The organism is Rothia sp. LK2492 (genome assembly GCF_040946345.1).
GTDB classification, from domain to species: Bacteria; Actinomycetota; Actinomycetes; order Actinomycetales; family Micrococcaceae; genus Rothia; species Rothia endophytica.
The window spans coordinates 329434-347412 of record NZ_JAYWLX010000001.1 but is presented as its reverse complement, the minus strand read 5'-3'; the positions used below and the strand labels follow the sequence as shown (position 1 = coordinate 347412).

13 protein-coding genes and 1 tRNA gene are annotated in these 17979 nt (G+C 55.0%); 9 read left to right on the top strand and 5 right to left on the bottom strand.

What is annotated here, in order from left to right:
* Positions 1 to 112 precede the first annotated feature (112 nt).
* The gene (locus VVR27_RS01610; protein ID WP_368546770.1) at positions 113 to 2842 is read left to right on the top strand and encodes a CDP-glycerol glycerophosphotransferase family protein; all 2730 of its coding nucleotides are present in this window, start codon (positions 113 to 115) and stop codon (positions 2840 to 2842) included.
* Between the two features lie 83 nt (positions 2843 to 2925).
* On the opposite strand, the gene VVR27_RS01605 is transcribed toward VVR27_RS01610, so the two are convergent.
* Genes VVR27_RS01605 through VVR27_RS01585 form a run of 5 tightly spaced genes read right to left on the bottom strand, consistent with a single transcriptional unit; the run spans position 2926 to position 10527 of the window.
* On the bottom strand, positions 2926 to 3861 hold the full coding sequence (locus tag VVR27_RS01605) for an SGNH/GDSL hydrolase family protein (RefSeq protein WP_368546769.1): 936 nt from the start codon (positions 3859 to 3861) through the stop codon (positions 2926 to 2928).
* Between the two features lie 37 nt (positions 3862 to 3898).
* The gene (locus VVR27_RS01600) at positions 3899 to 6403 is read right to left on the bottom strand and encodes a glycosyltransferase (protein ID WP_368546768.1); all 2505 of its coding nucleotides are present in this window, start codon (positions 6401 to 6403) and stop codon (positions 3899 to 3901) included.
* Complete coding sequence (locus tag VVR27_RS01595) at positions 6387 to 7889, bottom strand: hypothetical protein (RefSeq protein ID WP_368546767.1); 1503 nt, start codon at positions 7887 to 7889, stop codon at positions 6387 to 6389. Before VVR27_RS01595 ends, VVR27_RS01600 begins: the two co-directional genes overlap by 17 nt.
* Positions 7886 to 8521 carry a hypothetical protein gene (locus VVR27_RS01590; protein WP_368546766.1) on the bottom strand — a complete coding sequence of 212 codons (636 nt, stop codon included), beginning with the start codon at positions 8519 to 8521 and terminating at the stop codon, positions 7886 to 7888. The genes VVR27_RS01595 and VVR27_RS01590 overlap by 4 nt, the downstream gene beginning before the upstream one ends.
* An 8-nt stretch (positions 8522 to 8529) precedes the next feature.
* On the bottom strand, positions 8530 to 10527 hold the full coding sequence (locus tag VVR27_RS01585; RefSeq protein WP_368546765.1) for a glycosyltransferase: 1998 nt from the start codon (positions 10525 to 10527) through the stop codon (positions 8530 to 8532).
* A 74-nt stretch (positions 10528 to 10601) separates the two neighbouring features.
* On the opposite strand from VVR27_RS01585, the gene VVR27_RS01580 reads away from it, so the two are divergent.
* The 8 genes from VVR27_RS01580 (at position 10602) to VVR27_RS01545 (ending at position 17896) form a co-directional block, all read left to right on the top strand.
* The gene (locus VVR27_RS01580) at positions 10602 to 11336 is read left to right on the top strand and encodes a DUF6270 domain-containing protein (protein WP_368546764.1); all 735 of its coding nucleotides are present in this window, start codon (positions 10602 to 10604) and stop codon (positions 11334 to 11336) included.
* A 99-nt stretch (positions 11337 to 11435) separates the two neighbouring features.
* On the top strand, positions 11436 to 13649 hold the full coding sequence (locus VVR27_RS01575; protein WP_368546763.1) for an ATP-dependent DNA helicase RecQ: 2214 nt from the start codon (positions 11436 to 11438) through the stop codon (positions 13647 to 13649).
* A gap of 13 nt (positions 13650 to 13662) precedes the next feature.
* The gene (gene tadA / locus VVR27_RS01570) at positions 13663 to 14175 is read left to right on the top strand and encodes a tRNA adenosine(34) deaminase TadA (protein WP_368546762.1); all 513 of its coding nucleotides are present in this window, start codon (positions 13663 to 13665) and stop codon (positions 14173 to 14175) included.
* Positions 14176 to 14288: 113 nt separating this feature from the next.
* Complete coding sequence (locus VVR27_RS01565) at positions 14289 to 14924, top strand: TetR/AcrR family transcriptional regulator (RefSeq protein WP_368546880.1); 636 nt, start codon at positions 14289 to 14291, stop codon at positions 14922 to 14924.
* A gap of 48 nt (positions 14925 to 14972) precedes the next feature.
* Positions 14973 to 15063: transfer RNA gene (locus tag VVR27_RS01560), tRNA-Ser, on the top strand.
* A gap of 99 nt (positions 15064 to 15162) precedes the next feature.
* Positions 15163 to 15801: a uracil phosphoribosyltransferase gene (gene upp, locus VVR27_RS01555; RefSeq protein WP_368546761.1), complete on the top strand. Its 639-nt coding sequence runs from the start codon at positions 15163 to 15165 to the stop codon at positions 15799 to 15801.
* A gap of 420 nt (positions 15802 to 16221) precedes the next feature.
* Positions 16222 to 16995 (top strand): winged helix-turn-helix domain-containing protein, encoded by a 774-nt coding sequence (locus VVR27_RS01550; RefSeq protein WP_368546760.1) that lies wholly within the window; start codon positions 16222 to 16224, stop codon positions 16993 to 16995.
* A 124-nt stretch (positions 16996 to 17119) separates the two neighbouring features.
* Positions 17120 to 17896 carry an alpha/beta fold hydrolase gene (locus VVR27_RS01545; protein WP_368546759.1) on the top strand — a complete coding sequence of 259 codons (777 nt, stop codon included), beginning with the start codon at positions 17120 to 17122 and terminating at the stop codon, positions 17894 to 17896.
* Positions 17897 to 17979: the final 83 nt, after the last annotated feature.

Below are 17979 nucleotides of genomic sequence, written 5' to 3'. Positions count from 1 at the left end.
GGCGCTGGTAGTATTTATATGACAGTAATGTGCCCATTACACGACACCGACGGCAAGTTTTACGCCGAAAAACACACACATTACACAGTGCCTCTGGGATGGAGAAATTGAAATGACGGATGCATTGCTCGGCGATACCGAGGCGACACAAGGAGCCCCTAGTGGGGTATTCTTCTCGATTGTTATGCCGGTCTATAAGACTGAAGAGTACCTAGCTGAAACGCTCGACAGCATCCTGGGGCAAGACGCTGACCTTTTGCGTCAAACAGAAGTTATTATCGTCAATGATGGCAGCCCTGATAATTCCGAAGTCGTCTGTCTAGAATATGCCAACAAATATCCCAATTTAATTCGATATATTTTGCAAGAAAACCAAGGTGTTTCAGTTGCGAGAAACCGAGGGATTGAAGAGGCGCGCGGTACCCTTGTCGGATTTATTGACTCTGATGACGTATATGAACCCAACTTCTTGCGTGAAATCTATAATTTTTGGTTGGAGCATGAAAACGAAGTGGATGTCATGGCTGCTCCGCTTCAATTTTTCGATAGCGCTACCGGTAATCACCCACTGAACTTTAAGTACGAGGAAGGGACCCGAGTACTTGATGTTACCGAGGAATATACTGCTATCCTCTTACACGTCACCGGTGCCTTTATGGTTCGGCAGACCTTGATTGATACCGGTCTTCGTTTTGCCGCAGGACGTAAATATGCCGAGGACAAGCTGTTTCTTACTGACCTCATCATGCGCAAAAGAAAGTATGGTGTCGTCACTGAAACAAACTTACTATATAGAAAACGCGGCAATAAATCGTCTGCTATTCAGCGGTCAATCCTAGACCCGGATTGGTATTTCGATACCCTGCTCAACGTTGACTCCCATTTGATGCAAACGCTCGCTGTTGATGGTGTTGTGCCGCGGTACGTGCAGTACGTTGTAGCCTATGACCTGCAATGGCGCGTTAAGCAGGAAGAGCAGCACCTCTTTACTCCTGAAGAACAAAAAGAGTATATAAATCTGTTTGTTGATTTGCTGAAAAACATCGATGACCAGGTCATTATGGACCTGCGTAACGTATTCAGCGAACATAAGACCTACCTGCTCAAGATGAAGCATGGTGAAGATCCGCTACAGAACTCACTGTACTCAAAGGGCGGATTCGAGTACCGAGGAATCAGGATTGCTAGATACTACAATGGCTCAAGAATTTCTACCATCAATCTCGCGAAGTACAACGATGGGAAATTAACCCTTGAAGGCTATTTCTTCGGTCTCAGGTTCAAGGGCATCAAATATGGGTATTTTGTTAATAGTAAATTTGTTGAAGTAACTTTGCATGATGTTCCCCGCGCTCAGATTCGTTTTTTGGGTGACACTGTTTTTGACCGGAACGTTTACAAGGTGGAGTTAGAGGTTGGGCCAGGGGATAGAATCCGCCCAGCTGTGCTCCGCCCCAACGGGTCATTCATCAAGGGCGTATTCCTCTTAAAAGATACGTCACGAATACCCGAGGGCACATCGTCATATGTGGAAACAGGCGACATCATTCTGCAAAACGTCCGAAATACTTATCTCGCGGTCAAGGAAAATACTTTCAAGGAGCGGCAGCGACGAGAGCTATCGTTTATTAGACATACTATTTTTAGCGAAACTCGCAAACCTTCAACCATGACAAGGCTGGGGGCAGTTTGGCTTCGCACAAACGCCAGAATACGGCGCGCTTTACAGGGCAATCGCAGAATTTGGCTTATTTCTGATAGACCCAATTCCGCGGGTGATAATGGTGAGGCATTTTTCCAGTACCTCCTAAATAATCAGCCCGAAAATGTAGTCCCCTATTTCGTGCTTTCTAAAAAATCAAAAGACTATCAACGTTTATCCAGCATAGGAAAGGTAGTAGAACCGGGAAGCCGTAAATTTAAGGGTCTCTTCTTGAGAGCTGATAAAATTATTTCTTCACAAGCTAACGATTACGTCATTAATGCTTTCAGCACTGATCAAAATATTTTCCGAGATCTATACCGCTTTGACTTTGTTTTCCTCCAGCATGGTGTTACTTTACACGATATCTCTAGTTGGCTGCACAGCTTCTCCAAGGACATCCGGCTTTTCGTAACTAGTGCATTCCGCGAACAGGAATCAATCATTCATGGTAAATATGGCTACGATGAAAAAACGGTCGTTCTTACCGGCTTCCCCCGACATGACAAGCTGATTGACCGCAAAAGTAAAAAAATTATCGTGGCCCCTACCTGGCGGCATGGTCTTGTGGATGAAGTCGACCCCAAGACTCTTACAGTTCCCTACAACGAAGAATTCATGAGTAGCGAGTTCTTCCAGTTCTATCAGTCTCTAATTGCTGACCCTAGACTGAATCGTGCATTGAAGCAGTATGGTTATACCGCTGAATTCCTAATTCACCCAGGGTTTAGCCGCCAGATTGAAGACTTCGAAGGGACTGAAAACTTCACTATTTCTACTCCACCTCATAATTACAACAAGGCCTTCGCAGAGGCTGCGCTGATGGTTACTGATTATTCTTCTGTAGCATTCGACTTTGCCTACCTGCGAAAGCCCGTCATCTATGCACAGTTTGATAAAGAGTCATTTTACCAGTGGCACCTGTGGGGCAAGGGCTATTTCTCATTTGAGAGGGATGGGTTTGGCCCTGTAGTTCAGACTCTGGACTCTCTCGTTGACTCACTCATTGAGAGCATCGCAGAAGATTGCGCTCTTGAAACCAAATATGCTCAACGAGTTGATGAGTTCTTCGGACACCAGGATAAAAATAGTTCTCAGAGACTACTGGCTGAAATTCTCAAACTTGATGACTCTAAATAAATAGAAGGTATCAAAACTAAGGCGCAGGCTTAAAAACCTGCGCCTTAATTTTAATTACTTATTTTATATTTAAGGGTCGATAATTATTTGAGTGGAGAGGTGAGTGGAGTCGGTTCTTCCTCCCAAAAGCGCATATCCAGCAGGGCTCGTGCAAATCTCTCTCCAAAGAAATGCTGTCCTTGCGTATTAAGGTGGAGCTGGTCGTAGAAATAGGGCGATGTTCCCCGCTCAGGCCAGTCAAAGAGAGCTGTATGCATGGTCCGAACACCGTATTCTTTTGCCACTTCAAAGGCTATATGCTGAGCTTTACTCCGACTTGTCTTCCAACCTTCAAATGATTCTTCATCTGGAAATGAATCACTAATAAACTTATCTTCTCCCCAATGACCGGTTCGGTAAGGAGTAGAAACAACCAGAGTTGGAATTCCGTAAGTTTTGAGATAGTTCAGCATTAAAGACCAATTAGCTCGCGCATCCAGGTCTGCCGGAAAAGATGATGAAGGAAGGTTCCCAGAGTGATCAAATGGTGTCAGGGGACTCCAATATTCATCTTTGGTCCAGTAAGTATGTTCTAAGCCGGAAACAACGGAGTCATTATTAGGTACAAATAGAATTACTCCGGCGGTTTCAGCAAAAAAGGCTCTGTGCTTGGAGGGGATGCTCAGCGCTAGGTGTAGGCTTGTTGCACCTGAATAGCCACCATTAAGAACTTCAAACTTGTTTTCGCAGTTGGTATCAAGGTAGCGCTCAACAACGGAGACCCACCGGTCCTGCTCGCCAGGCGCCCAGTAAGACTCTACAAAACTGTCACCCAAAATTATAATTTTTTTTCTTTGCCCACTAAGAAAATTGCCGGTGATTAGAAACCCATTATTATCGGCTCGCAGAACCGTATCGTACTGATCTAGAGAACCATCCGTTCCTGCTAAGTAAGCGTCTTCTGGGCGGGTGGGCCGCACGAGACCGGGGCTAAATTCTTTCAGTCTGATGCTTCGAGAAGCGCCACGGGATGCTTCCATAGTTAGCGAACTCCTCATAACATTCGGTGATGATAAATCATTCTAAAGCTTTTCGTGTCTCTTGAGTATTTGTCAGTGCTTTTAGCAACCTCTGCCGCGCTCCCGGTTCCATCGCCGGGGCGCGGCGCCCTGCTTCATGGGCACGGGTGAGAGCGTCCAGTAGTGCAACCTCATCGCCAGGGGCCACCACGTCCACGCCTGGGTGCTCCAACAGAGAGGTAAGGCGCCGGGCTGCCGGTGCATCAGCGTCAAGACGCAAAATCACCGGCACACCCACCGCGAGGGCCTCATCAGCTATTGAGGACACATCACTCACTACCGCCACCGAGCGCACCAGCGCGGCTGGAAGGTCAGCGCCAAAAACCGTCTCGCAGGGTAGCTCAATCCCCAATTCACCCAGGCGAGATTCCATATTAGGGTGCACAAAAAAGACCGGCTGTAACCCCCTCAGGCTCCCCTGACCTGAAACCTGCGCAAACGAGCCCAGCCAAGTATCAATCCACTGAGCAAATTCCTGCCGGCTGGCGGCCAGCAGGTGCGGCTGCCAGGTGGGCGCCAGCAAAACCCTATCCCGCCTTTTCTCTGTAGACGCCAGCTCTAAGAGCGCATCATGCCGCGGCAGACCGGTCTGCACCACCTCCACACCGGTCAACGTGTACTGGGAGCCGTCGCCAATCAGAGCCTCTGTTTCCTCCGGCAGGGTGGTAATCATCAGGTCGATACGCCGGGGGTTAAGCCAGCGCCAGTGATCGCGCCGCAAAATACCGTGTTGCACAAAAACCAGACGCTGATGTGCCTTGAGCCCAGTCAGCAATGCCGAGATGCCCGAGTCACTGATATCGCTGAGCAAGAGCGTATGCGCCTCACCAAAGAGCCGCTCACATTCACTGCTCCCAGCGGCAACCAGGTCAAAACCCTCAGCTTCTAGGCGGCTCCAGTCCGGGCTTTCCCGGCTCAAAAAAAAGACATGACGCACCGCCGGTAGCTGCTGGCTGGCATGCCGGTAGAATGCCTCGGCGTTATCGCCGGCGCGGTGTGACCGGTCAGCATAGAACCAGATGCTTTTGGACGCCAGGCTAAGCCGCTCAGGTGCAGGGCTGACTTGATCTGCTGTTAGCTGCTTCTTGACGCGCCAGAGCTGCTTCTTAAGACGCAGTTTAAGCGAGGCGACCTTAGCGCCAGGTGCCTCTCTAACACCGCTTTGCACCTGCTCGGAGGCCACCCCCTGGGCTGCTCGGGGCAGGGAAGGGGTACCGGAATAGGGCTGAGCGTCCAGGCTCTGACCATTGATAAAGAATGATGGTTCTATTTCAAACCAGAGAATTCGCTCCCTCACCAGTTCTCTACCAAAGAAGGTGTGGCTCACCCACTTAGCCTCAGCCGCGGCAACCTCCTGCCCCCCGTGCCCAAAAACCTCGGCAGGAACGTCCCGCCCACCGCAGCCCTGAACAGTGTAGAAGTAGGTGAATTTAGTGAGTGAACGCCAGGGGCGCTTGCTGTAGCGGAAAACCTGCCTGCTGGTGACAGGATAGTAGGGGAGCTGCTGCACCTGCGCTGAAACCGCTAAGAGCATCTGGCGGCGGTCGAGACCCAGGGGCACCAGGGCAAAGCTCTCAATGATCCTACTATCTAGGCACCCCATGACCTGCTGAAAGTAGTCAGAGCAAGAATCTAGCACGCTCTGATCGATGTCAAAGGCAGGCGATAGCACCTGTCGGTCAACCTGCAGATAGATACTCATCTCGTAGAGCAACTGATTCTGCAACCACTCTGGCAAGCTGGCGCTAGAGTGCGCCCAGGGCAGGTAGAAGCGTTCAAAGGGGAGAGTATATTTCAGCGGATTAGTCCAGGCACTCTCGGTGGTAGACCCGCCCTGCTGCACCCGGTAGCGGTAGTGGGCATCAGCGCACACCCCAACTTTATGTGCCCCGCTAGCCAGCAGAAACCGCACCATAAAATCGGAGTCCTCAGACCAGTTGATACCCTCAGTAAAGCGGACGCCAGTGTCTTCCAACGTGGAACAATCAAAAACCGCAGCGGCCACCGAGGTGCCGATTATGTGGGGCTCCTGAGCCAGGGAAACGAACCGGCTACCCTGTTCAAAGCGGTAACGCAGGGGATGCACCTCAGTGATGTTTGTCTGCCCCTCACGTTCTGTAAGGCTCATCAGGCGGGTATGAACCACCGGCGCAACTTCTGCCCTTGCGCGGGAAACAATCGGTGCTAGCGCCTCAAAGTAGCCGGGCGCATAGGTATCATCTGCATCCAGAAAGGCTAGCCAGGTACTGTCTGAGCGGCCAAGTATCTCGGCTAAGCCCAGATTTCGGGCGGCTCCTGGGCCACGCCGTCCAACCCCCGGGGTTTCCAGCACGGTGACCTGCTTAAAAACTTCGGCGCAGGTGCGCGCTGCCCGTAAAGCTGCGGCATCATCGGCTACCACTACGATGCGGCTCACTAGCGGGCTGACCGCACTTTCAACCGCTGCCTGCAAGAGCTGCCCCTCACCAGCAACAGGGATTACCACACTAAACATTTCGCACATTCCCCTCACCTAGCAGAGCCTGCACCCAGGCATCTGTTACGGTGGCAAAATCGAAGCGGCTGGCATAGGCTCGGGCCACCCCGCTTTCATGGTTCCACAGTTCATGTGGTGCGGTCATGGCAATGTAGCGCGCAATTTCATCGGGGCTATCGAAAACCCAGCGATTGGAGAAAATACTGGTCACACCTTTACGCCGCAAAAAGACCGGTACAGCCCCGGACGCCATACCTTCAGCCGCAGCCAGGTGAAACGTTTCCCTGTGGCTCAGAGAAAGCACCCACCCAATCTTAGTAAACCAAGATTCAACATTGGCACCCGGCTGCTCAAAGACCACGTGCTGGCGGAGCACAGGGTCAGCGCCAATCATCTCAAACAGGGTGCGGTAGGCGTCCGCTTCCTGAACCTTACGGTTCCACACCCAGGAAAAATTCCACGGGGCACGGCCGCGCAGGTGCAAAACAAAACGATCATCCTGCTGTACCAGGTAACGCAGAATCTCAACAGCCACCTGGGGGCGTTTCAGTAGGGGGGTGTAGCCTAGCATTCCCAGATGAAAACGGGCCTCGTCATCTTTGGGGCGGGTGAAAGCATCTAAGGTAACCGAATTGCCGATTACGCTTACCTTACCCTCATCCCAACCGTGCCGTTTGACCAGCTGTTTTCGGTAGAAATTAGAGACCGCAATTAGCTGATTCACGCGGCTAAAATCAAGCTCCCCAATCCAGGTGGCATCCGATTCAAAGCCGTGCAAACGCACCACCAGGCGCTTGCCGGTAGGTAAGTGCTGCGAATACCAGACCGCCTGACGCCCCGCCCACTCGCAGAACACCGTATCAGCCCACGCCATATCAGCTTTCACCGCGGCTGTGTTAGCAGGTGTGGTGGTGTCCAGATCCCACTTCTGAAGCCGCACCTGCACCCCGGGAGTGCTCTGCAACATGCGCACCACCTCAGCAGCAAAACGGAAATCATGCCCGCTTACCAAGATCTTGCGTGGCTCCACAGACTGCACCTGCTGGTTGAGTAGGCGTATGCACGAACGCAGATCATCCACTAGCCCGGTGCTGCCTGCAGCACCAGCTACCTTGTATTCCACCAAGGACCGTGAAAGCTCATCCGCCACGAGCAAAAGATCGCATACGCGCACCACCATCTCAAGGTTCTGCAGCGCCGAGCCATAGACCGAATCAGCGTTACCCGGAACATCAGGGGTAACCGCTACCAGTACCTGCTGTGTTGTACCCTTGGTCAACCAACCTTTGGCCACCTGCGTGCTCAGGCTATAGCCCACAGTAAATAGAGCCCGCGCCCCAGTATGTAATAGCGCAGCACGCGTCTCAGCTGCTGCTTCTTGCATATTTCCGCGTTGGGGCTCACTGACCACAGAGAAACCTTGCTTTTGCAAGGAACGCTGCAGGGCAGTGGCAGTAGCGGTCAGTCCCAATGTGTTCTTGCTTTTGCCTACCAGAATAAGAACGTCGGTCATGCTACACCTGCCTGAGCATAGGAGGCCAAAGATACAAAAATGGGCGAAGCCTCCGGCGCATAGGCATCATCACTAGACTCGATGAGTTGACCTGGGGCTAGTGCTCGTAAACGGTCGATAGCAGGACGCAGGGTAAAGGACCCGGGGGAGAGAGCACGCGCTGATCCAGCGCCTAACACCACCGGTGTGATGCGGGCGGCCCTGGCTTGGGCAATGAGTGCTAAAAGCTCATCGAAGAGGTGTTCGCCGCCTGCACCCAGCGCCCCAGCCCACGGGCCGGTTTCAAGAGCGCGAATCTCAATCACGAAGAACCTCGCCCCGCACTCCTGCGCCACCGCATAAGCCCACCCCGGTGCCAGTTGCACCACTGTTTCCGGGGCGCAGGCCTCTACCAAAGCTGGGGTAACCACCCCATAGACAGGGGCACTGATCCACTCCTGAGGCATCCTGCGCAACTGTCTGCCGAACATCATCTCGGCAAGAGCAGCAGAAGAAGAAGCCACCCTCTCTTCATCAACCGCACGGATAAGACGGCCCACCGCAACGTCCTCCAGTGCGGTCATCTCATGCTCATCGGCGCGCGCAGTGGGCTCGCTACGTCCAGCGATCAACCGAGTGTACAGACTCGCCACAGTACCCCCTAAAAGAAAATGTGCTCTTGGCTCAAACCAAAGTGATGTACCTGAGCATTGGCAAGGATCTCCGCATCACTTACCCGCCAAGTGTGCTCACTGCCCGCACCCGGCGCGCGGCGAACCTGCACAAAATTGAAACGGTCAGCAGCGTATATGCACCCGCCAGAGGCAGCTACTCTTTCTAGAAAAGCGGTGTCTTCGCCCGTATTGATCGCCTCAAAAGGGTGAGCCTCAAAAACTTCACGGCGCGCAGTCAGGGTGGGCCCAGCCAGAAAATCCGTAAACCGGTGTTCCCTCTCGCCAGCACGCAAGACCGTCGCTTTGCTACCAGCCAAGTGCATGTAGTAGGCCTGCTTGCCCACCACATCAGCGCGGGAAAAATCTAAAGCATGCAACTGATCCTCCAGATAGTGTTGACCGTAAAAGTCATCGTCATCCATCTTCGCAAGAATCTGACCATCAGCCGCAGCCACCAGAAGGTTAAGGCACTCACCCAGAGAGGTTTCTGCGCTGGCACTGAGCTTGCGCGCGTCTACCAGCCCGGCGTCTTCGGTCAGCTGAGCAAATTCAGTGTCGGTCAGTTCAAAACCGTGGGTCAGCACTACCAGCTGGGCGCGGACAGTCTGTTGAGCCACCTGGCGCATCAGGTGGGGCAACTGCTCCGGGCGGTTAGTGGGAGCCAGGACGCTCACCGTTGGTTGCTGACGCTCACCCACCAGCTGCCTGCCGGTCAGCTGAGCTACTGCGTCCAGTAGCTGCTGCGCCCTGTGGGTATAGGTGTGCTTTCTCCAAATCTCCCGCTGCGCCAGATGTACGCTGCGATCACGCAATTCACCGCTGCGTAATAATGAGCGCACAGCAATCTCGGCTTCTGCCTTATTCTCCACGACAGAAATCATGCCGGGCGAAAAATAGTTGCCGATCGCTGCTGAAGCGCTGGTCACCACGGGTGTACCACTAGCCAAAATCTCAAAGATGCGGCGGGCACACATGCTGGGGGAATCAACCACTGAGTTCACGTTCAAGAACACCTTATAAGCCTTATAAGCCACCAGCATCTGCTCATAGTTCTGGCTACCCACCACGTGTTCGGTTAGCGGTGCGGGGAACTGGTAACGCTCATCCTGCCCCAAAAACCGCGAGAAAACCTCGAAGGGCTCCTTGGTTTTAGCTGCTGCTGAACGGGCAGCACCCAGGAGGAAGTCCATCTGCTCCCGGCGCCCCGGGTACTTATGAGCAAAGTAGCTACCGGCGAAAGCCACCCCTCGCTCGGCAACTCCGTGGTGGGGGCGCACCGGGTTGTGTACTGCGCTCTGAGCTGCAAAGGCTAGAGGGTAGATGCGGTCATGCCCCAGGCGCTGGCGGTAATCAGCAATCTTGTTGGAGTCCGAGGTGAAAACGATGTCGAAGAGGGCAGCTGTATCGAGGAAGTCCTCAAAATGCGGGGGGTCCTCCTTATTCCAAAAAACAGAAGGGATGTTCTTTTTTCGTGCGTAATTCAGTATCTCCACTAGCGCTGGGCGTGGGGCGCTCTCGCCCGTTAAGTGGTACTGCCAGGCGCCATTGTTGCCCGCCCACGCTGATTCAACCAGCAGGAAATCCGGGTGCTCAGCTTCAAGCACTTCCTGCCAGTTGTGCGGAGTCACCGGTAGGCAATCAAACTCATAACTCCAAGCCACCGCAGAAAAATCATCAAGAACGGTAGCTACCTTCAAGCCTTCAAACACCGGTGCGTAGTGAGGGTAATCCAGGGGCAGAAAATCTAGCGAATACCCCGCCGGGCTCTTCTTACTTTTAGCCACAGCTGGCACCGCCCCCACTGCCTCCTCGCTGGCTAAACCCACGCCCCGGCGTCCTGCTGTGCCACGTGATGCAAAAGCAGCCCCGCCAAAATGTGAGGACATCAGCTGGCGGCGGCGAAACTTCTTCAACTGTTTAACGCCGCCGTGACGCAGGTGCCAGAATGCTCTGCGTACGTCTGAAGCAGAAAACTGGGGAGGCAAAGGGACTCCTTCGCTAAAATGAAAAAGGGTATACCTAAAGTTACCCCACACCAGCCCACAGGGAAGAGTAACCCATGACCACAGAAACAGAAGTGCACCCAGTCTTTGTGTACGGCTCCTGCGTGGCACGGGACAGCTTCGAGTACTTCCCCAACAGTTACCGCGTCTCCCAGTACGTTGCCCGGCACTCCCTGCTAGCTGATGACACCGATGCCAGCTACAAGCTCCCGGCTGACCTCAAACTCGCTAATGCCTTTCAAACCCGCATGCTCCGCGCTGACTGGGGAACAGGGGCGCTGAATCTACTGCGCAGCAATGCCAGCCACTTCCACCTCATTCTTTGGGACATCTTCGACGAACGCCATGGAGTGCACTGGTTCAGTAGCGGTGAGGTAGTGACCCGGTCTATAGACCTCGTCAGCTCAGAAACCGCCATGAGCTTGATTGAACCAGGCACCCACGTACCCTTCGGCGCAGACGAGCACTTTGAGGAATGGGCAGAAAAAGCCACCGACCTGGTGCAAAGTTTCAAGGAGCAGGGTGCCTTGGAACGGGTTCGTCTTCTCAATGTACCCTGGGCAGAGGTCAATACTGAGGGTCACCCTACCCCTGTGAGCATGGGCGTTACCGCCGCCGAAGCCAACCAGAAAAGCCAGCGCTACTACGCACATCTAGCCGAGCTGGGCGTCCCCACCCTTGAAGTACCCGCAGAACTAGCCGTTGCAGACCCCAACCATCAGTGGGGTGAGGCTCCCTTTCACTACGTGCCAGCTGTCTACGAGTACGTACGCGACGCCCTCACTGACTAGAACTCCCTGATACGGGCACCGTAAGTTCCATGCGCCAATCACTAATACACACCCCATGGAACTCAGACCGCCCAAACTCACCTATGGGAGACTGGAAGCATGACCTCACCCCTGCACCGCGAAGCCCTGGAGCTTCTGCACAAGCTCACCGCTAACCCTGCGGCCCACTTCCATCCCGGTCAGTTTGAATCTATCGAAGCGCTGGTGGAGCACCGCCGCCGCGCTCTCGTTATTCAGCGGACGGGCTGGGGTAAGTCTGCTGTTTACTTTCTCTCCGCCCTTCTGCTGCGACGGCGCGGGGCTGGGCCGGCGCTGATTGTTTCACCCCTACTTGCTCTCATGCGGGATCAGGTAGAAGCTGCCTCCCGTGCAGGTGTGCGGGCTGCGATGGTCAATTCATCCAACGTAACCGAGTGGGACGAAGTGCGCGAGCGCTTGGCTGCCGGTGAGATTGATGTGCTCCTGGTAGGGCCAGAACGTCTCAATAACCCTGCCTTCCGCGAGGAGTGGCTGCCCACGCTCTTGCGCACCATCGGTCTGTTGGTGATTGATGAGGCACACTGCATCTCTGACTGGGGCCACGATTTCCGCCCCGACTACCGCCGTATTCGCGACCTCATCACCCACCTGCCCACCGGTGTGCCGGTTCTGGCTACTACGGCCACAGCTAATGAGCGGGTCGTGCAGGATATCGCCGAACAGCTGGGTGCGAGCTCACACGATACCGTCAGTGCTGCTTCTGCTGGGGGAGAGGGTCTCAGCCAGAGCGCTGCATTAGATGACGTCTTTATTCTGCGAGGCCCGCTCTCTCGTGCGTCCTTGCGCTTGGGAGTTTTGAAATTACACAATTCAGAAGCCAGGCTGGCCTGGTTGCTGACCTATCTGGGGCAGTTAACGGGTTCGGGAATTATTTATACCCTCACCGTTTCCGCAGCTGAAGATACCGCTGCTGCCCTGCGCTCTGCCGGGTATGATGTGCTGCCCTACACGGGCAAAACCGATGCGGACGAACGCCAGGAGGCAGAGGCCGCATTGAAAGGTAACCGCGTCAAAGCTCTGGTGGCTACCAGCGCCCTGGGCATGGGATTCGATAAACCCGATTTAGGTTTCGTGGTGCACCTAGGTGCCCCCTCCAGCGCTGTTGCCTACTACCAGCAGGTGGGCCGAGCCGGTCGCGGCGCGATTAAGGCTGATGTGCTCCTACTACCCGGTGCTGAAGACCGGGAAATCTGGCACTATTTCGCCACCGCGTCTATGCCCACCCCAGAGAACACCTCAGCAGTTCTTGCTGCCCTGGCTGAGTCAACAGCGGCCGGCCAGGAGCTATCGGTGCCAGCTCTCGAAACCCGGGTGGACGTGCGGCGCTCTAGCCTGGAGCTCTTGCTTAAAGTGCTAGCGGTTGAAGGCGCTACCGAGCGCCGCAGCAAGGGCTGGGTGGCGACCGGCGCCCCCTGGCAGTATGACGCCCCGCGCTACCAGCGGGTGCAACAGGCCAGAGTGCGAGAGCAGGACGCCATGCTGGCCTACCAGAGCACTCAGCAGTGCCGCATGCAGTTTCTGGCCTTTGAACTCGATGACCGTACCGCTGAACCCTGTGGGATGTGCGATGTCTGCGCTGGGCCCTGGTATCCAGCAGATATAGACCCCAAGCTGGTAGAGGGCGCTCGCGGTGCCCTGAGTGGCACCGGGGTGCCCATTGAGCCGCGCGGGATGTGGCCCACCGGCCTGGACCGGGTAGCACCTGGCGCTGTACACGAGGTAACGAGCAGGCCCCTGCGCGGGCGAATCGCCCCCGAAGAGCGCGCTGAGACGGGCAGGGCACTGGCCCGCCTTACTGACTTAGGCTGGGGCAACCGTCTGCGTGAAATCTTTACCCTGGACGCTAACGGTCAGCCCCAGGATGGCCCGGTGCCCGCCGATCTTGGGAGAGCCTGCCTCAAAACTCTTGCTGAGTGGGGGTGGGAGCAGCGGCCGGTGGCACTGATTGCGTTGCCTTCACCGGTACGCCCTGTGTTGACTGATTCGCTGGCGCGGGGCCTTGCCCAGGCAGGTAAACTCGCCGATTTAGGGACCTTTGAACTGGTAAAAGAGCCAGCACATTTTGGCGGCAACAGCGTCTTCCGGTGCGGGGGCGTGTTGGGTGCCTATCGCCTGCCTCAGACTGCCGCTGACTACCTCGCTACCCATCCCGGCCCGGTTCTACTGGTCGCTGACCGTGTTGACTCCCGCTGGTCCTTTGCCATCGCCGCCCGAACACTGCGCGCCGCCGGTGCCACCGCCGTCCTGCCCTTTGCCCTGGCAGCTACGCACTAGAAGGAAGGCTCACATGAAGAACTCACCCTCAGAGCTCACAAGTCGCCAGCCTTTCTCTGACCGGCCCCGCAACCTGTGCCATGAAGAACTCATGCGCCTGGCACTAGACCAGGCACGTCTAACCTTGAAAGAGGGGGACGTGCCTATCGGGGCGATTGTAGTGGATGCTCAGGGCCAGGTGATTGGGCGGGGCTACAATCGGCGCGAGGCAGACCATGACCCCACGGCCCACGCCGAAGTGCTGGCGCTGAGGGAGGCAGCCGCCCACCTGGGTAGCTGGCGCCTTGACGGGTGCACCCTGGTGGTTACCCTTGAGCCCTGCCTCATGTGTGCTGGCGCTATGCTTCTGGCACGCTTGCCCTACCTGATAATGGGCGCGTGGGAGGAGAAAACCGGGGCTGCCGGTAGTGTCTACGACGTTTTACGCGACCGCAAACTCAACCACTGGGTAGAAGTGCATGCGGGGGTTTTGGCAGACGAATGTGCCAGCCTTCTCAAGGGTTTCTTTCATTCTCACCGACCGTGACAATAGATCCCTCCCAGGTCCCGTAGGGTGCACAGACTCGCCCACTTTTGCTGTATCTTTGAAAAAGTAAACAATTTTCTTCAAATAAGAATGGAGTGGGTGTGGTCGGTGAAATGCACAGTTCGGTGATATATGCGCACCAAGTGCCCGTGGTTGAGGCATCAACCAGGCGCCCAGGCCGGACCAACAGAACCCAGCTCAAGTTATTTGAAGCTGCCATGGACATCATGAGCAAGGATGGTCCAACCGCTACAACGGTAGAGGAAATCGCTGAAAAGGCAGGGGTTTCTAAGGGCACCGTCTACTACAATTTCGGGTCGAAGAAGACCATGATTGACCAGCTACTGCAGTACGGTGCCAAGCTTCTTCTAGCCGAAATGTCGGCAGCGGGCGACCACGAAGACCCCAGGGAGGCTTTGAGTAATTCTCTGCACGCCGCGGTGCTCTATCTTGAAGAGCACCCCGGCTTTGCGCGGCTGTGGGTCTCTGAGCTGTGGCGCAGTGACGAGAACTGGTCGAAGACCACCGATGAAATCCGCTCGGACATCATGCGGTTTGTCTGCTCTAAGGTCTCAGCTCTTTCTACCCGCTACGATGTGCGCAAAGAACAAACCATTGAAGGCCTGGCCCTGGTCATTTTTGGGGCCGTCTTCATGCTAGCGATGGACCACACCAGGCACGGTGTTCGCCGTCCCGCCAGCGTCGCTACAGCCACCGCCATGCTAGCTGTTGACGGCTATATTCTCTAGCTTTTCAAGTTGAGATGAACCGCCCCCTAGGGTAGTATTTCGTGAGATGGTGACGTGTCCGAGCGGCCGAAGGTGCAACACTCGAAATGTTGTGTACGGTAACCCCGTACCGAGGGTTCAAATCCCTCCGTCACCGCCAGTAAACCCTGTTTATCCTAGTGAATCTAGGGTGAGCGGGGTTTTCTTTTTAGATGCGTCTCTTACAGCGGGCGCAAGGACGACGGAAGGCGCTTTCTCCATGCGTATTAAAGTTCTCAACCACCCCCTGGTGGACCACAAGATCACCGTTCTGCGGGATAAGAACACCCCCTCACCGATTTTCCGTCAGCTAGTGGATGAGCTAGTTACGCTACTTGCCTACGAGGCAACCCGCGATATCCGTGTGGAACCCCGAGAGGTCGAAACTCCGGTTGCTAAGACTGTAGGATCACACATCGCTAGCCCCCGCCCCCTCATCGTTCCCATTCTGCGCGCCGGTCTGGGCATGCTTGAAGGCATGACCCGTTTGATTCCCACCGCCGAGGTGGGCTTCTTGGGCATGGCGCGTAATGAAGAAACCCTGGATATTGTCACCTACGCCGAGCGTCTGCCAGAAGATCTCACCGGCCGTCAGGTCTACGTACTCGACCCCATGCTCGCCACCGGTGGAACCCTCATTGAGGCTATTAAGTTCCTGCGCGCTCGCGGTGCTGAACGCATCACCTGTGTTTGTGTGCTGGGTGCTCCTGAAGGTATTGAAGCCCTTGAAAAGGGCATCAATGGGCTTGAGAACGTTGATCTCTTCTTGGCGGCACAGGATGAGCGCTTGAACGAGAAGTCTTACATCGTGCCCGGTCTGGGCGACGCTGGTGATCGCCTCTACGGAGTAGCCCACTAGTTCTTGATGATAGGCTCCTTCTGGGGTGTAGCTGCTGAGAGCAGTTGCACCCCACTTTGATGCCAGGTAATCTCGCTCCGCGATCCTCTAAAAAAGAATTATTGACTTTTTGCGATGCCTTGTTCTAGTCAGATTGACCCTGGCCGGTAGTAAAAATATTCAGGTTTTTCCACATCACTTATTCATACTCAAGGTATTAATTGGAAGAATATTCAGAACATAGATATTTTTTGCATAATGAATTCTCCTTGCCGGTGCTATAGTTTAAGAAGAGCCGCATACATGTCTTAAATGTTACTTGCTTTATCCGCCATATCAGACAAGGATTAAAGCAAGGACGGGCAGCTCACGTTTGACACACATGAACTCGTGCGTCTCTAGAGGTCACACACTCGATGCCCATCGAATAGGGGAGAAAAAATGTCAGGTGCACCGGGATATGTTCACATATCACAGCGAAGCCGCTCCACCGCTCAGCGCCCTCATGCAGCTGGTGTGCAGAATGGCGGTCAGAATAAGCCTCATCCCACTAACCTGCGCCCCATGACTTTCAAACCCGAGCCCCAGCGCACCGTCGCGCAGGAAAACGAAGCTCGCGGCTTCGTGGTCTACGTAGGTTTGAGTGAAGAGGCTGCAGCCTCAAACGGCACCTCCCTGGTGCGCATTGTGCAGGACCTACGAGCTTACGCCCATAACCTGGCACCCGAAGCTGAATCTTACGCCGCCGTTGCCCTGGCTCCTGCCGGCGCAGAAGGTAGCGACCTTGAGGTGGTGCGTAACGCCCTGGGTGATCCCACCGCCGTGCACTACCAGCCTGAGGCACTGCCTACCGCACTGCATCAAGGCTCGGAAGATGCGAAGCCCACCCACTCAGTCGGTGTGCTTATTGATCTTTCGCGCCGCGAGGTCTTTCTGGACGGCGAAATGCTGAACCTGACCTACAAAGAATTTGAGCTACTCAACTACCTGGTAGAAAACGCAGTGCGGACCGTAGCCCGTGAGGAGCTGCTGGTGAGCCTGTGGCGAGACGCTGAAGAAGTGCCTAACGAACGCACTATCGACGTCCATATCCGCCGCTTGCGCTCTAAGCTGGGCCGTCTTTCCAACACCGTGCGCACCGTGCGCGGCCAGGGCTACCGCTTCTACGAGCACCCCGAGGTTGTTGTCTGGGCAGCTCCCGAATACTCTATCTAATCCGCTAACGCAAACGATGCGCCACCGTCTGGCTGATGCCCGGCGGTGGCTTTTTCTTGCCCCTGCCTAGGAGGTTTTTGGGGTGCTCACCAACGCTTCACACCCTGCCGGTAGAGTAAGGGATATGACTGTTTCACCTCTCTTTACCTCCCTGGTCGGTTCGGGCCCCATCAAAGCGGTGTTTCTGCACGGGTTGCTGGGCCGCGGCAAAAACTTCACCCGTATTGCCAAGGACCTCGGTGACCAGGCTCAGACCCTGCTCATTGACCTCCCTAATCACGGTGCTTCACCCTGGACGGAGGACTTTGATTACGTGCAGATGGCTGATATCGCTGCGGTGACGGTGGAAGAGTTTGCTGACGGTGAGAAAGTGGTGCTTATGGGTCATTCCATGGGCGGCAAGATTGCTATGCTGCTTGCACTGCGCCACCCCCATTTGGTGGAAAAACTGGTGGTGATCGATATTGCGCCCGGGGGGTCAAAGGGTAACTTTGAAGTGCTCATGGACGGCATGCTAGCGCTTCCCATTAATACTTACACCACTCGTTCCCAAGCCGGAGCTGACCTTGCCCCTAGCGTACCTTCTGAGAGTACCCGCGCTTTCCTGCTGCAGAACCTCATCATGGGCAAGGGAGGTAACCGGTGGGAACCTAACTTGGCAATGCTGCGTGAGAATCTACCCCACATCATGGCATGGCCGGGAGCTACGGGTACCTTTGACGGCCCGGTGCTCTGGATAGCGGGCGGTGATTCGCCCTACATCACCGACGCTGATACCGCCCCTATGCGTGCGCTTTTCCCCCGCGTCCGCAAAATTTCAATTAAGGGGGCCGGTCACTGGGTGCACGCCCAAAAACCGGAAGAAACGGTTTACTTTCTGCGTCAATTCATAACGGCCTAGGCGCCGCTCACTACGCTTGCCAGCAGAGTTTGCTAGCCCGTGAACGAGCTAACTGAGCCTCCACATTACGCCTACGCCTATCG

Coding starts and splice junctions, on each gene's coding strand:
- VVR27_RS01610 (WP_368546770.1), top strand. CDS start 113: ATGACGGATGCATTGCTCGGCGATACCGAGGCGACACAAGGAGCCCCT.
- VVR27_RS01605 (WP_368546769.1), bottom strand. CDS start 3,861: ATGGAAGCATCCCGTGGCGCTTCTCGAAGCATCAGACTGAAAGAATTT.
- VVR27_RS01600 (WP_368546768.1), bottom strand. CDS start 6,403: ATGTGCGAAATGTTTAGTGTGGTAATCCCTGTTGCTGGTGAGGGGCAG.
- VVR27_RS01595 (WP_368546767.1), bottom strand. CDS start 7,889: ATGACCGACGTTCTTATTCTGGTAGGCAAAAGCAAGAACACATTGGGA.
- VVR27_RS01580 (WP_368546764.1), top strand. CDS start 10,602: ATGACCACAGAAACAGAAGTGCACCCAGTCTTTGTGTACGGCTCCTGC.
- VVR27_RS01575 (WP_368546763.1), top strand. CDS start 11,436: ATGACCTCACCCCTGCACCGCGAAGCCCTGGAGCTTCTGCACAAGCTC.
- tadA (WP_368546762.1), top strand. CDS start 13,663: ATGAAGAACTCACCCTCAGAGCTCACAAGTCGCCAGCCTTTCTCTGAC.
- VVR27_RS01565 (WP_368546880.1), top strand. CDS start 14,289: ATGCACAGTTCGGTGATATATGCGCACCAAGTGCCCGTGGTTGAGGCA.
- upp (WP_368546761.1), top strand. CDS start 15,163: ATGCGTATTAAAGTTCTCAACCACCCCCTGGTGGACCACAAGATCACC.
- VVR27_RS01550 (WP_368546760.1), top strand. CDS start 16,222: ATGTCAGGTGCACCGGGATATGTTCACATATCACAGCGAAGCCGCTCC.
- VVR27_RS01545 (WP_368546759.1), top strand. CDS start 17,120: ATGACTGTTTCACCTCTCTTTACCTCCCTGGTCGGTTCGGGCCCCATC.